The following is a 13,888-nucleotide window of genomic DNA, read 5'->3' on the forward strand; positions in this document are numbered from 1 at the left end:
CTTTAGCCGATTAGCCGATTGACTGGGCAACAGGACCGAGCAACAGGAGTGCGATCGGCAATACGGGCAACAAGGCGTCGATCCGGTCGAGAACGCCACCGTGCCCGGGCAGTAATCCGCTCGAGTCCTTGACGCCAGCCTGGCGTTTCAGCAGGGATTCGAACAGGTCACCAATTACGCTGAATACGGTCAGCACCGTCAGCGACAGAAGCGCGCCGGCCCAGCCGAGATGCGCCACCAGCGCCGAAAAAAGTGTCGGCGCAAAAACCAGCGTGGCCGCGCCCGCAGAGCCGACGATCATGACCGCCAGCCAGCCGCCCACCGCGCCTTCGCGGGTTTTGCCCGGACTGATGGATGGCGCGAGTTTATGACGGCCGAACGCTTTTCCGGCGAAGTATGCGCCTATGTCGGCCAGCCATACGACTAGGAGAAGCGATAGCACGAACGCCACCCCGACCGCACGGGCCGCCACCAGCGCATGCCAGCAGGCCACGAACGTCACAATGCCGGCGAACAGCAGGAAGACGCGCCAGGCGCCGTCGGCGAGAGCGGGCTTGCGCGCAAGCGCGAACGGCCCGGCCAGCACCCAGAATATGGCCGCCATCTGATACAGCGGTTTGTAACCCAGCCCGAGCCGCGTGCTGGCGATCAGCGCCATGCCGGCAACCACCGCGTACACCACCGGCGACCCGCCGCCCAGCTTGAGCAGGCGCGCCCATTCCCAGGCAGCAAAGATGACCACGACGGCGATCAGTGCCGCGAAAACGCCGACTGGCGCGAATAACGTGATTGGCAGAAGCACTGCCAGCAGGACGATTGCCGTGATGACACGGGTCTTTAGCATGAAAGGGTGTCGGCCTTCTGCGATTGCGGTTCGAGCTGCGCGCTGGTGCGCCCGAAGCGGCGTTCGCGCTCAGCATACGATTCGATCGCGCGAGCCAGTGCTTCGGCGTCGAAATCGGGCCAGTAGGTATCGGTGAAATAGAGCTCGGTGTACGCCATCTGCCACAGCAGGAAATTGCTGATGCGCTGCTCCCCGCCCGTCCGGATAAACAGGTCGGGTTCGGGCGCGTAGGCCATGGCGAGGTGCTGCTCGAACGCCGCTTCGTCAACTGGAACGACACGGCCTTCCAGAACCGACTGTTCCGCAAGCTTTTTTGCCGCCTGCATGACGTCCCAGCGGCCGCCGTAATTCGCGGCGATGGTCAGCGTCAGCCGCGTATTGCGCGCTGTCTTGGTTTCGGCGCGCTGGATCAGCGCACGGATACGGTCGTCGAACATGGAGGTGTCGCCGACCACGCGCAAACGGATGCCATTGGCGTGCAGCTTGCCGACTTCCCGTTCCAGCGCCGTCACGAACAGGCGCATGAGAAAGGAAACTTCGTCGGTCGGGCGACGCCAGTTTTCGGAACTGAAAGCGAACAGCGTCACGAATTCGACGCCTTGGCGCGCACAGCTTTCGACCGTAGCCCGCACGGCGTCGACGCCGCGCGTATGCCCGGCGACGCGCGGCAGGCGCCGTTGCGTCGCCCAACGGCCGTTGCCGTCCATGATGATCGCGATATGACGTGGGATAGCCGCGACATCGGGTACGCGAACGGTAGAGCTGGTATAGGTCATGGCCGCTGAATCTAAGTATCGACAGAGTGACGCGCCGGCACGACGCAAGAGACCGGAAACGGTCTCAAACCGTCATGATTTCGGCTTCTTTCGACACAACCAGCTTGTCGATTTCCGCGACGTTTTTATCGGTGAGCTTCTGGACGTCATCGCTTGCACGGCGTTCGTCGTCCTCGGAGATTTCCTTGTCCTTCACGAGCCTCTTCAGTTGCTCATTAGCGTCGCGACGCAGATTGCGTACCGCAATCTTGGCGTTTTCGCCTTCGCTCTTGACGACTTTCGTCAGCTCGCGGCGGCGTTCTTCCGTCAACGCAGGCATCGGGACGCGGATCTGATCGCCCTGGTTGGACGGGTTGAGGCCCAGGTCGGAGTCGCGAATCGCTTTTTCCACCACCGGCACCATCTTCTTTTCCCACGCCTGAACGCCGATCGTACGCGCGTCGATCAGCGTCATGTTCGCCACTTGCGAAATGGGCACGCTCGAGCCGTAGTAATCCACTTGGATATGGTCCAGCAAGCCCGTGTGGGCGCGGCCCGTGCGGATCTTGGCAAGATCGTTCTTGAACGCTTCGATCGACTTCTGCATCTTCTGATCGACGCTCTTCCTAATGTCAGCCACACTCATTTGAGCCTCCGTACTTTTATTGCGTGCAGTGCCGGCGGTGGCGGCGCAGTTCCCATGGGACCGCGCCCGCCCTCACCCTTTGTCACCGCGAGAGTTTACACGTGGACGAGCGTACCTTCGTCGTCGCCCTGAATGATGCGCTTGAGCGCGCCCGGCTTATTGATCGCAAACACGCGAATTGGCAGCTTCTGGTCGCGGCACAGCGCAAACGCCGTCGCGTCCATTACTTGCAAATTCTTGCCGATCGCTTCATCGAAACTGATCGTGCTATAGCGCGTGGCGCTCGGGTCTTTCTTGGGATCGGCGGAATATACACCATCCACTTTGGTCGCTTTCAGCACGACTTCCGCACCGATTTCCGAGCCGCGCAGCGCAGCGGCTGTGTCGGTGGTGAAGAACGGATTGCCCGTACCGGCCGCAAAAATGACCACTTTGCCTTCTTCGAGTTGGCGAATGGCGCGCGGGCGAATATACGGCTCGACCACCTGATCCATGCGCAGCGCGGATTGCACACGCGCCTCGATACCGGCGTGACGCATGGCGTCCTGCAATGCGAGCGCGTTCATCATGGTGGCGAGCATACCCATGTAATCGGCGGTCGCACGGTCCATGCCGGCCGCACCACCGGCCACGCCGCGAAAAATATTACCGCCGCCGATGACGACCGCGAGTTGCGTGCCCATGCGCACCACTTCCGCGACGTCTGCCACCATCCTTTCGATTGTCGCGCGATTGATGCCGAAGGCATCGTCGCCCATTAGTGCTTCGCCGGAGAGTTTGAGGAGTACGCGTTTGTAGGCTGTGGGCATATGAGGGTTCCGATCGCGCCGAGAGGGAGTGCAACAACGTAGAACTGTAGGGGTGAAACGATATTTCCGGCAAGCATCCCATATTGGACAAGCCGCGGCGGCGTAACGGATTTACCAGGCGGTCAACCTGAATCAACCCCGGTTTGCCCGTCCGGCGCGGTTTTGACCGCCATGAGGGCGCGAGGCTGACGTTTCCCGATGGGTGACGAACGGTGACGCCAGACTCGCATTCAACTGCTTTTTACTGCATTTTTGACTCGGCGGTCAGTGAGCCGGCTTCGAGCGGCCCGGTTGACGGGCCGGCTGATGCTGCACCGCACTGCTGCGCGCATTCGCCTCGCGCCACTGCTTTACGGTTGCTTGATGCGCCTGCTTTAGCTTAACGCCTGCGCAACCGTGACCGTGACCGCCGTTTGAAGTTTTAGCCTTGCTTGGCAGCAGCAACTTGCGCGGCCACTTCGGCAGCGAAGTCGTCCGTCCGCTTTTCGATGCCTTCGCCGACGACGAACAACGCAAACTTCTGCACCGACGCGCCTGCCGCCTTCAACATCTGTTCGATCGTCTGCTTGTCGTTCTTAACGAACGTCTGGTTCAGCAACGAGACTTCCTTCAGGTACTTCTGAACGCTGCCATCGACCATCTTCGCAACGATCTCAGCCGGCTTGCCCGATTCCGCAGCCTTCTGCTCAGCGATGCTGCGTTCCTTCGCGATCAATTCCGCCGGAACGTCGTCCGACGACAGCGAAACCGGCTTCATTGCAGCAACGTGCATGGCAACGTCCTTGCCGACCTGCTCGTCCGCGCCCGTGAATTCGACCAGCACGCCGATACGCGTACCGTGGAGATACGAAGCCAGCTTGTTGGCGGATTCAAAACGCACGAAACGGCGAACCGAGACGTTTTCGCCAATCTTGCCGATCAACGCGAGGCGCACTGCGTCGACAGTCGAGCTTTCCAGCGGCAGGGCCGAGAGAGCGGCCACGTCAGCCGGATGATTCTTCGCGATGAGTTCAGCGACAGCCTTGCCAAACGCCAGGAAGTCGTCGTTCTTCGCAACGAAGTCGGTTTCGCAGTTCAGTTCGACCAAAACGCCCACGCCGTCGGCGATGTGCGACGTCACGATGCCTTCAGCCGTCACGCGCGATGCTGCCTTGCTTGCCTTGTTGCCCAGCTTCACGCGCAGCAGCTCTTCAGCGCGCTCCATGTCGCCTTCAGCTTCCGTCAGCGCCTTCTTGCATTCCATCATGGGCGCGTCGGTCTTTGCGCGCAGTTCTGCCACCATGCTTGCGGTAATTGCCGCCATCATTTGCTCCTTGAGTCTGTGCCGTGCTTTCGCACGTATCGCACTATTGACACGCGCCGCCGGCGAGAATTGCCCGCAGCCAGAATGGGGGTGTTGCCTGATACTTCTCGCGTACTTCACAACTGTTTCGCGTTCTGCTGCCCACGAATACTGCCGTCATTACTTTATGTTGCAGTTGCCGTCGGTTAAAAAAAGGGGGCCTTTCGCAAAGCCCCCTTTTTTGCCGAAACCATCATGTCGGCGTCTTATGCAGAGACTTACGCTTCTGCGTTGACTTCCACGAAGTCGTCGCCATCACCACTGCGAACAGCCTGCACGACTTCGTTCACTGCGCTCGAACGGCCTTCCAGGATCGCGTCGGCCACGCCCTTCGTGTACAACATGACTGCCTTGCTGGCGTCGTCGTTACCCGGGATCACGTAGTCGATGCCTTCCGGCGAGTGGTTCGTATCGACCACGGCGATAACCGGAATGCCCAGCTTCTTGGCTTCGGTCACGGCAATCTTGTGGTAACCAACGTCAACCACGAAAATTGCGTCCGGAATGCCGCCCATGTCCTTCACGCCGCCAATCGACTTAACCAGCTTGGCCATTTCACGTTCGAACAGGAGCGCTTCCTTCTTGCTCATGCGTTCCGTTTCACCCGCTTCCAGCGCTGCTTCCATGTCTTTCAGGCGCTTGATCGATACCTTCAGCGTCTTGAAGTTGGTCAGCATGCCGCCGAGCCAGCGTGCATTCACGAAAGGCATGCCAGCGCGTTGCGCTTCTTCTGCCACCGTGTCACGCGACTGGCGCTTCGTGCCAACGAACAAAATCGTGCCGCGATTGGCCGCCAGTTGACGCACGTACTTCAGCGCGTCGTTGTACATCGGCAGCGTTTTTTCGAGGTTGATAATGTGAATCTTGTTGCGATGACCGAAAATGAACGGTGCCATTTTCGGGTTCCAGAAGCGAGTTTGGTGACCGAAGTGGACACCGGCTTCCAGCATTTCACGCATTGTTACTGCCATGAGAGTTCTCCGCGAGGGTTAGGTCTTAAGTCGGCTGCCGCATCGGGCGCCCCGTGTTTCTTAGCCGAGTTTCCCCGGACCGGAGCGCCGGACACCCTGGGTGCGCCGGCTTGCGATTCAAAGTCCGATCTTTCTGCACGCCTTTCGCACCGGCTTCCCGAGAAAACGTTGTTTTCAGGGAGACCCTTGGGAAGACCTATAGAGAAGACGATTACAAAGTAGATGCAGACTTAGCCAGCGAGTATATCACGCTCAAATGACGCGGCTCAAGATGTCCGCTCATCCGAACAGGCGCAGAGATGGCTGTCCCCAGTCGCCTCGCCGAGGGCTAAAGGCGCCCTTGCGATCGGTAAAAATTGCGTGGGATTTCTCACACTTCCAAGAATGGCAGTCATGCCCCCGCCCCTCGAGCTTGCATCAGCACCTGAAATTGGCTCCTCAGACACCCAATCGAAAGCAAAACCTTACAAGCCCGACATCGGGCCTAAGACACGGTTTCGGGTTCGGAAGGCAGCCACCCGCTCTTCCTTGGCTCGCCGCGGGCAATCGCAGGCGGCTGCACATCCCGCCTGAGAGTGTTCGTGTGTGGCGCTTGCCTTACCGGCTGTTTGGCCCCGTGTTCAGCGCCGACAGTCTGCGGCAATGCGTTTCGCTATCGCTCATGCGATAACCCCGCTCTGATCGGCGTCGCTTGATGTTTGCCGACACTCATCGCAGCAGAGTCCGCGCGACTTCCGCGCAACTGAGAGCGCAGTCGACAGGGGAGCAGAGCGCAGTCGACAGGGGAGCAGAAATCGGCTAGAAAGCGGACGAGGAGCAGACGAGGTAAGAGCCAACGATTGCGTGCGGTTACGTCATGCTACCGCCCTTCGCGCGTGGGAATTCTTTTTGTAGTGCTGCTTATCAACTGTCGTCCGCCCATATTTGATCGCACACTCGCAGGCTTCATTCTCAGTGGCAAAATCCCCAAGCGAACCGATAGCGCGATGATGGCCGTCAGGTGATCGAAGAACCAGCATGGACGCAAATGACCCCGCAGAACCGACGGCCAAGGGCAGCAAGATCCAACCCTTGTATGGAACAGGAATGGCATGCATGTCAGTGTCCGCTTAATATTTATGGGCATTCCCCACCCATAAATTCTAGGACACTCTTTACGGCTTTTCCAAAAACGCGCACTGCTCGTCGAATTGATCAAGTGCGACGAATAGGGCGTCGGCGCGACGGAGCAGGTAGGGCGACCGCTCGATGCAATCCAATATATCGGAGAGCCGTTTGCGCCAATAGTCTGAGGTTAAAAAAGGATTGAGTTCGATTTCTGACAGTGAGTGCTGAATAATCGTTTCAATGTGTGTCAGCTCTCTGTCAATGAGCGCGTGCATTGGTAGTCCTGTCGATGAGTTCACCATAATATTTGTCGGATGATTGCTAGAGCCGTCGTGGGCCGCAATTGTACCTAACGAAAAAATGTGACGCTAAAACGGGACTGCACGATAGATTCGTGAAGCCTAGTCATTTTTTGTCCTTCTGTTGTCCTGTGTAATTGATATGACGCCCGTTTGTCCGTGCCCGCGGCGGCTTGCGCAGTATGTGCCTGGTACGCGTTAGAAGAATCCACCGATGTTGCTGGCGCATGCGGTGGCGGCTGGATTTTTCGGCGCACACGGTTAGTGGGCCGAACCATCCGGGATTTGGCTGGTGAATGATTTTTACCAGCTCGCAGGCTACACAAAGGCGACAAGCGCTAGTGCGATCTGTCCAGTATCGATCGTTGACGAAATTGCGGGGGGTGCGATTCTTTCGAATGAACGGGACAAGCTGGATGACCGGCGTATGCAGTTAGCGCAAAACCGACGCTGGCGGACTTGGCCATTTGCAACTATCCCTCGCCATGAGAATCAGCCGAACAGAAGCGATAAACGTCAGATGGAAGACCTCACTAATTCCAGTTTGACGCGCCTGACCGAGTCAATGACCTGCTCATAGAAAAGTCCCGTTTCAAAGGTCAGGCCTGGCAGCAACCAGCAGTCGGGCCGCGCATTTGATTTCGAAAGCAGTCAGCCCGTCCATCAGGCAGACCGGTGCTAAAATGGCCGATTCGGCCCGAAATGCAGCGGTCTGCCGGGTTACTGGTGAGAACATCCACCGCTTACCCGTAAAAAACCCTGCTGGCTGGTGGTTTCGTACCTGTTGGTGGAATTCTGGTCGAATTTGCGTTAATCCAGATCCGACAAACTAGGAAACCCCTATTCCATAAGGCTTCTGAGGGATTAATGTCCATTACGCTGAAAAACGATCACGATATCGCGCAAATGCGCATCGCCTGCCGCCTCGCCAGCGAAGTCCTCGACTTCATCACGCCGCATATTGTCGCGGGCGTGACGACGGGCGAAGTCGATCGGCTCTGCCACGAATACATGGTGAAGGAGCAAGGCACGGTGCCCGCGCCGCTGAATTATCAGCCGCCCGGCTATCCGCCGTACCCGAAAGCGACCTGCATCTCGGTGAACGACGTGATTTGCCACGGCATTCCTGGCGACAAGGCGCTGAAAAACGGCGACGCGCTGAACATTGACATCACCGTGATCAAGGACGGCTATTTCGGCGATACCAGCCGGATGTTCCTGGTCGGCGAAGGGTCGATCATGGCGAAACGCCTGGTGCAAACCACGTTCGACTGCATGTGGCTCGGGATCGACCAGATCAAGCCGGGTGCGCATCTGGGTGATATTGGGCACGCTATCCAGAAATATGCCGAAGCGCAGGGTTACAGCGTGGTGCGCGAGTATTGCGGCCACGGTGTGGGCAAGGTTTTCCACGAAGACCCGCAGGTGCTGCATTACGGCCGGCCCGGCACGGGCATCGAGTTGGAAGCGGGCATGATCTTTACCGTCGAACCCATGATTAACGCCGGTCGCCGCGATATCCGCACCATGCCTGACCAATGGACGGTCAAGACGCGCGACCGCAGCTTGTCCGCACAATGGGAGCATACGGTGCTGGTCACGCCGACGGGTTACGACGTGCTGACCGTGTCGGCGGGTACGCAAGCGCCATCGCAACTGATCGCAGCGACGGCCTGAAGCCGATCTGATGCAGAACCCGAGTGCCGGGGTTCTGCGTTTGAGCGGTCGCGTTGCTGATTTAGCGAAGCGTGGCCGTGCAGTGCACGCATCGTGTTTTGGACGGTTTTTAAGCGGTCAGATCGCGCCACCTGGATCGCATTCCGTCCGGCAAGCGCTTTTCCCGTTTTGAATTTTCGTCGTTAATCTGCGCCGAATCGTTGAAGCCAATCATTTCGCCCGGGTTAAAGACAGCTTAAGCTTGCTGTATAGATACTGCGTCAGGGAGAGCACTATCCCACCTTGTCTCCCGGGCAACTCAGGCTCGCGGTCAAGTCTGGGCAGGCATTCGTTTGTGTCATACGCTGCGAGCGGTCAAAGTGGGATGCGCGCTGACTGCATCGCCGTGACCTGCTTGAAAGCCGCGAACCCGAAAGCCTGCGAACCGCCTGTTCGCCACGATCAATTTTCACCCACTGACCTCACGACCCGCCTGCCCATGAGCGTACCTGCCGACGCCCCGCCCCGCGCTGATTCGTTGAAAGCCTCCTACAAGACGGCCAAGGCGGCCCTGCTCGAGCGTTTCCAAAGCGCAACCAACGTCGATGGCCTGATGCACGCCCTCGGGCGCGCGACCGACGATGCGCTCCGAGGCGCCTGGGATGCCTGCGCGATGCCAAAATCGGCGGCGCTGGTTGCGGTCGGCGGCTACGGGCGCGGCGAGCTCGCGCCCTATTCCGACGTCGATATCCTCGTTCTCCTGCCCGATGACGAGACGCCCGACCACGCTGCCTCACAGGCCGCGCGCATCGAACAGTTGATCGGCATGGCGTGGGATCTTGGCCTGGACATCGGCAGCAGCGTGCGTTCGGTGACGCAATGTATCGATGAAGCGAGCAACGACATCACCATCCAGACCTCCCTGCTGGAAGCGCGGCGCATCGTTGGCAGTGAAACCCTGTTCGAGACGTTTGAGGCGCGGTATCGGCAAACGCTTGATCCGCGCGCTTTCTTCCAGGCGAAAGTCCTGGAAATGCGCCAGCGGCACGCGAAGTATCAGGACACGCCGTACAGCCTCGAGCCGAATATCAAGGAAAGTCCCGGCGGCCTGCGCGACTTGCAGCTTATTTTGTGGATCTCGCGCGCGGCCGGTTTCGGCAGCAGCTGGCGTGAACTGGATTCGCGCGGCCTCATCACCGAACGCGAAGCGAGCGAACTGCGCAGAAACGAAGGCTTTCTGAAGACCCTGCGCGCGCGGCTGCATGTGATCGCGCGGCGGCGCCAGGACATTCTCGTCTTCGACTTGCAAACGGCATTGGCCGAAAGTCTGGGCTACAAAGCGACATCGTCCAAGCGCGCGAGCGAACAGCTCATGCGCCGCTATTACTGGGCCGCGAAGGCCGTCACGCAGCTTGCCACCATCCTGATCCAGAACGTGGAAGCGCAACTGTTTCCATCGACGAGTGGCATTACGCGCGTGCTCAACGAACGCTTCGTCGAGAAGCAAGGCATGCTGGAAATTGCCAGCGACGACGTGTTCGAACGCGAACCCAACGCCATTCTCGAAGCGTTCCTTCTGTACGAACAGACGCGCGGCGTGAAGGGTTTGTCCGCCCGGACGCTGCGGGCAATCTATAACGCCCGTGACCTGATGGGCCGCGACTGGCGGCGGGACGCCGAGAACCGGCGCCTCTTCATGGAGATCCTGAAGCAGCCCGAAGGCATCACGCACGCCCTGCGGCTGATGAACCAGACGAGCGTGCTGGGGCGATACCTGCTCAACTTCCGGCGCATTGTCGGCCAGATGCAGCACGACCTGTATCACGTCTATACGGTCGATCAGCACATCCTGATGGTGTTGCGCAATATCCGCCGTTTCGCGATGGCCGAACACGCGCATGAATATCCGTTCTGCAGCCAGCTAATGGGCAATTTCGAGCGCCCGTGGGTGTTGTACATCGCCGCGCTTTTCCACGATATTGCCAAGGGCCGCGGCGGCGATCACTCCGTGCTCGGCATGGCGGATGCACGGCGTTTTTGCCGTGAACACGATGTTGGCGCGGACGACAGCGACCTGGTGGTGTGGCTCGTGGAACAACATCTGACCATGAGCCAGGTTGCGCAAAAGCAGGACACGAGCGATCCGGAAGTCATCAAGCAATTTGCATCGATGGTCAAGACCGAGCGGCGGCTGACCGCGCTGTATCTGCTGACCGTTGCCGATATTCGCGGCACCAGTCCCAAGGTCTGGAACGCGTGGAAAGGCAAGCTGCTCGAGGATTTGTACCGCGCCACGCGCGCCGTGCTCGGCGGCGCCGAACTGCACGCGCACTCGGAACTCAAGTCACGTCAGGAAGACGCGCTCGCGTTGCTGCGGCTTGAAACCGTGCCTGAAAACGCGGAAAAAGTGTTGTGGGACAAGCTCGATGTCGGCTATTTCCTGCGCCACGACGCCGCCGATATCGCCTGGCAAACCCGCGTGCTTTATAAGCATGTGGAGAGCGAGAAGCCCATTGTGCGGGCACGGCCGTCGCCGATTGGCGCCGCGCTCCAGGTGCTGGTGTACGTGCAGGACCGGCCTGATCTGTTCGCCGGTATCTGTGCTTATTTCGACAAAAATGGCCTGTCCGTGCTCGATGCCCGCGTGACGACCACGCGGCACGGCTATGCGCTCGACAATTTTCTGGTCGCGCATCCGGACCATGACGGGCATTATCGCGACATTGCGAATCTCGTCGAACAGCAGTTGAGTATGTTGCTGACCGCCGAGGGCATCTTGCCGGAACCGTCGAAGGGACGGCTTTCACGGCTTGTACGCACTTTTCCGATCACGCCGCGCGTGGACTTGCGTCCCGACGAACGTGGTCAGTATTACATCCTGTCCGTATCGGCTAACGACCGGCAGGGCCTCCTTTATTCGATCGCGCGGGTTCTGGCCCAGCACCGGATCGGCGTCCACGCGGCGCGGATCAATACGCTTGGCGAACGCGTGGAAGACGTGTTCCTGCTCGACGGCAAAACCCTATCCGACAACCGGACACAGATCCAGGTCGAAACTGAACTGCTGCGCGCGATCGCAGCCTGAGAATATATGCGCGTCAAACTGACAGCGAAGCACCCGCGCCCGGCATCGCCGGCACGTTCCCCCGTCCGTACCGGCAGCGCTGCCGGCCGGAAGAAACCCCCGCGCGCCGAGATGGCGAGCGCCGAGCGGCCAGCGCGTAGTGAGAAACCTGCGGGCGGTGCACGGCCAGCGGGTGCTGGTTCGGGTGCGGGCGAGCGGAAACCTTTCAAGGCGCGTAGCGATGACTCGCGTGGCGCGGGGGATCGCGGAGCGCGGCCTTCGTTTGAGGATCGCGGGGCACCGCGTGGTGATCGGCCTTCGGGCGACGGTGAACGTCGTCCGTATGCGCCTCGCGGCGACGCCCCACGTGGTCCGAGCAGCGATCGTGGTCCGCGCCCTTCGTTTGGTGATCGTGGTGCTCCGCGTGGTGATCGGCCTTCGGGCGATGGTGAACGTCGTCCGTATGCGCCGCGTGGCGATGCTCCGCGTGGTCCGAGCAGCGACCGTGGTCCGCGCCCTTCCTTTGGTGATCGTGGTGCTCCGCGTGGTGATCGGCCCTCTTCTGGCGATGGTGAACGTCGTCCGTATGCGCCGCGTGGCGATGCTCCGCGTGGTCCGAGCAGCGATCGCGGTCCACGCCCTTCCTTTGGCGACCGTGGCGCTCCGCGTGGCGACCGGCCTTCTTCCGGCGACGGCGAACGCCGTCCGTACACGCCGCGTGGCGATGCTCCGCGTGGTCCGAGCAGCGATCGCGGTCCACGCCCTTCCTTTGGCGACCGTGGCGCTCCGCGTGGCGACCGGCCTTCTTCCGGCGACGGCGAACGTCGTCCGTACACGCCGCGTGGCGATGCTCCGCGCGGTCCCAGCAGCGACCGCGGCCCGCGTCCGTCCTTTGGCGACCGTGGCGCCCCGCGTGGCGATCGGCCGTCTGGCGATGGTGAACGCCGTCCGTACACGCCGCGTGGCGATGCTCCGCGCGGTCCCAGCAGCGACCGCGGCCCGCGTCCGTCCTTTGGCGACCGTGGCGCCCCGCGTGGCGATCGGCCTTCGGGCGACGGCGAACGCCGTCCGTTCACACCTCGCGGCGACGCTCCGCGTGGTCCCAGCAGCGATCGCGGCCCGCGCCCGTCGTTCGGCGACCGCGGCGCCCCGCGCGGCGACCGTCCGTCAGGCGACAGCGAACGCCGTCCGTTCAAACCCCGCGACGACTCGCGCGGTCCGGGCGGCGATCGCACGCCTCGCCCATCGTTCAATGACCGCGGCGGCGACCGTGGCACCCCGCGCGAGCGCAATCACTCGCACGACGGGAGCCCGCGCCCCGCTCCCACCGACCGTCAACGGCCATCGAGCGACAGCCCTTACGCAGCTCGCGACACATCCGGACGTTTCGGCGACGACCGGAAGCCTGCCGCGCGCAAACCGGTATCGAAGCCGTCAAAACCGCGTGACGCCGACGCACCTCCCTCACCCGCTCGCATCGCACGCGAAAATGAAGAAGGGCTCGTGCGCTTGTCGAAGGTGATGTCGGAGCTCGGCCTGTGTTCGCGCCGCGAAGCCGATGAATGGATCGAAAAGGGCTGGGTGCTGGTCGACGGAGAAGTCATCGATACGCTCGGCACCAAGATTCGTCCCGACCAGAACGTTGAAATTGCACCCGCCGCGCACGCGGCCCAGATGCAGCAGGTCACCATCCTGATCCACAAACCGGTTGGCTACGTGTCGGGTCAGGCGGAAGACGGTTATCAGCCGGCTGTCACGCTGGTCAATCCGTCCAACCATTGGGCCGACGACCAGTCAGGCATCCGCTTCACGCCGCTGCATTTGCGCACGCTTGCACCGGCGGGACGTCTGGACATCGATTCGACCGGCCTGCTCGTGCTGACCCAGGATGGCCGGGTGGCGAAGCAACTGATCGGTGGTCATTCGGACGTCGATAAGGAATATCTCGTGCGCGTGAAATTCGGCGATCTCGAAGTCGATATCGAACCGCATTTCCCGCCTGAAAGCCTTGCGCTGCTGCGCCACGGCCTCTCGCTCGACGACGTGCCGCTCAAGACAGCGCAAGTCAGTTGGCAAAATGGCGAACAGTTGCGTTTCGTGTTGCGTGAAGGCAAAAAGCGCCAGATTCGCCGGATGTGCGAGCTGGTCGGGCTGGAAGTGGTTGGCCTGAAGCGTATCCGGATGGGACGCGTAACGCTCGGCGCCTTGCCGCAGGGCCAATGGCGTTACCTGGGCGCGGACGAAGCGTTCTAAAAGCAGCTTCGCTCACGCTTTCCGCGGGCTTCAGGCGTCGCGGAAAAACGACGAAATTGTTACCAATCGATGCGAACGGCACCCGCCGATCGCATCGATTTTTTTTGGCCAGCTTTTTGATTAAAGAAAATATGACGCATGA

At 60.6% G+C, this 13,888-nt stretch carries 10 protein-coding genes; 3 read left to right on the forward strand and 7 right to left on the reverse strand.

From position 1 onward, the window contains the following. Positions 1 to 10 precede the first annotated feature (10 nt). From ACSQ83_RS12305 to ACSQ83_RS12335, 7 genes are all read right to left on the reverse strand, one after another. A complete protein-coding gene (locus tag ACSQ83_RS12305) occupies positions 11 to 844 on the reverse strand; it encodes a phosphatidate cytidylyltransferase (RefSeq protein ID WP_414948364.1) in 834 nt (277 codons plus the stop codon). Beyond that, entirely contained in the window at positions 838 to 1,620 is a 783-nt protein-coding gene (uppS, locus tag ACSQ83_RS12310; RefSeq protein WP_414948363.1) for a polyprenyl diphosphate synthase, read from the reverse strand. The genes ACSQ83_RS12305 and uppS overlap by 7 nt, the downstream gene beginning before the upstream one ends. A 64-nt stretch (positions 1,621 to 1,684) precedes the next feature. Next, complete coding sequence (gene frr / locus ACSQ83_RS12315) at positions 1,685 to 2,245, reverse strand: ribosome recycling factor (protein ID WP_089159881.1); 561 nt, start codon at positions 2,243 to 2,245, stop codon at positions 1,685 to 1,687. 95 nt (positions 2,246 to 2,340) lie between these two features. Next, positions 2,341 to 3,054 carry a UMP kinase gene (gene pyrH, locus ACSQ83_RS12320; RefSeq protein ID WP_165088963.1) on the reverse strand — a complete coding sequence of 238 codons (714 nt, stop codon included), beginning with the start codon at positions 3,052 to 3,054 and terminating at the stop codon, positions 2,341 to 2,343. A 421-nt stretch (positions 3,055 to 3,475) separates the two neighbouring features. Further along, positions 3,476 to 4,357, reverse strand: coding sequence for a translation elongation factor Ts (tsf, locus tag ACSQ83_RS12325; RefSeq protein WP_165093098.1), 882 nt, complete (start codon positions 4,355 to 4,357; stop codon positions 3,476 to 3,478). A 257-nt stretch (positions 4,358 to 4,614) separates the two neighbouring features. Beyond that, positions 4,615 to 5,367 carry a 30S ribosomal protein S2 gene (rpsB, locus tag ACSQ83_RS12330; RefSeq protein ID WP_031364008.1) on the reverse strand — a complete coding sequence of 251 codons (753 nt, stop codon included), beginning with the start codon at positions 5,365 to 5,367 and terminating at the stop codon, positions 4,615 to 4,617. Positions 5,368 to 6,521: 1,154 nt separating this feature from the next. After that, on the reverse strand, positions 6,522 to 6,749 hold the full coding sequence (locus ACSQ83_RS12335; protein WP_414948361.1) for a hypothetical protein: 228 nt from the start codon (positions 6,747 to 6,749) through the stop codon (positions 6,522 to 6,524). An 891-nt stretch (positions 6,750 to 7,640) separates the two neighbouring features. Between ACSQ83_RS12335 and map the strand changes: the two genes are divergently transcribed. The 3 genes from map (at position 7,641) to ACSQ83_RS12350 (ending at position 13,746) form a co-directional block, all read left to right on the forward strand. Further along, entirely contained in the window at positions 7,641 to 8,450 is an 810-nt protein-coding gene (map, locus tag ACSQ83_RS12340) for a type I methionyl aminopeptidase (protein ID WP_436228302.1), read from the forward strand. 478 nt (positions 8,451 to 8,928) lie between these two features. Further along, the gene (locus tag ACSQ83_RS12345; protein WP_414948359.1) at positions 8,929 to 11,514 is read left to right on the forward strand and encodes a [protein-PII] uridylyltransferase; all 2,586 of its coding nucleotides are present in this window, start codon (positions 8,929 to 8,931) and stop codon (positions 11,512 to 11,514) included. A 6-nt stretch (positions 11,515 to 11,520) separates the two neighbouring features. Beyond that, a complete protein-coding gene (locus ACSQ83_RS12350) occupies positions 11,521 to 13,746 on the forward strand; it encodes a pseudouridine synthase (RefSeq protein ID WP_436228303.1) in 2,226 nt (741 codons plus the stop codon). Positions 13,747 to 13,888: the final 142 nt, after the last annotated feature.

Source organism: Caballeronia sp. LjRoot29 (assembly GCF_964252755.1).
Classification (GTDB): domain Bacteria; phylum Pseudomonadota; class Gammaproteobacteria; order Burkholderiales; family Burkholderiaceae; genus Caballeronia.

What these genes read in the sequence shown, in the direction of transcription:
- uppS (WP_414948363.1), bottom strand. Translation starts at nt 1,620, where the DNA reads ATGACCTATACCAGCTCTACCGTTCGCGTACCCGATGTCGCGGCTATC.
- frr (WP_089159881.1), bottom strand. Translation starts at nt 2,245, where the DNA reads ATGAGTGTGGCTGACATTAGGAAGAGCGTCGATCAGAAGATGCAGAAG.
- ACSQ83_RS12305 (WP_414948364.1), bottom strand. Translation starts at nt 844, where the DNA reads ATGCTAAAGACCCGTGTCATCACGGCAATCGTCCTGCTGGCAGTGCTT.
- rpsB (WP_031364008.1), bottom strand. Translation starts at nt 5,367, where the DNA reads ATGGCAGTAACAATGCGTGAAATGCTGGAAGCCGGTGTCCACTTCGGT.
- ACSQ83_RS12345 (WP_414948359.1), top strand. Translation starts at nt 8,929, where the DNA reads ATGAGCGTACCTGCCGACGCCCCGCCCCGCGCTGATTCGTTGAAAGCC.
- ACSQ83_RS12335 (WP_414948361.1), bottom strand. Translation starts at nt 6,749, where the DNA reads ATGCACGCGCTCATTGACAGAGAGCTGACACACATTGAAACGATTATT.
- tsf (WP_165093098.1), bottom strand. Translation starts at nt 4,357, where the DNA reads ATGGCGGCAATTACCGCAAGCATGGTGGCAGAACTGCGCGCAAAGACC.
- pyrH (WP_165088963.1), bottom strand. Translation starts at nt 3,054, where the DNA reads ATGCCCACAGCCTACAAACGCGTACTCCTCAAACTCTCCGGCGAAGCA.
- map (WP_436228302.1), top strand. Translation starts at nt 7,641, where the DNA reads ATGTCCATTACGCTGAAAAACGATCACGATATCGCGCAAATGCGCATC.
- ACSQ83_RS12350 (WP_436228303.1), top strand. Translation starts at nt 11,521, where the DNA reads ATGCGCGTCAAACTGACAGCGAAGCACCCGCGCCCGGCATCGCCGGCA.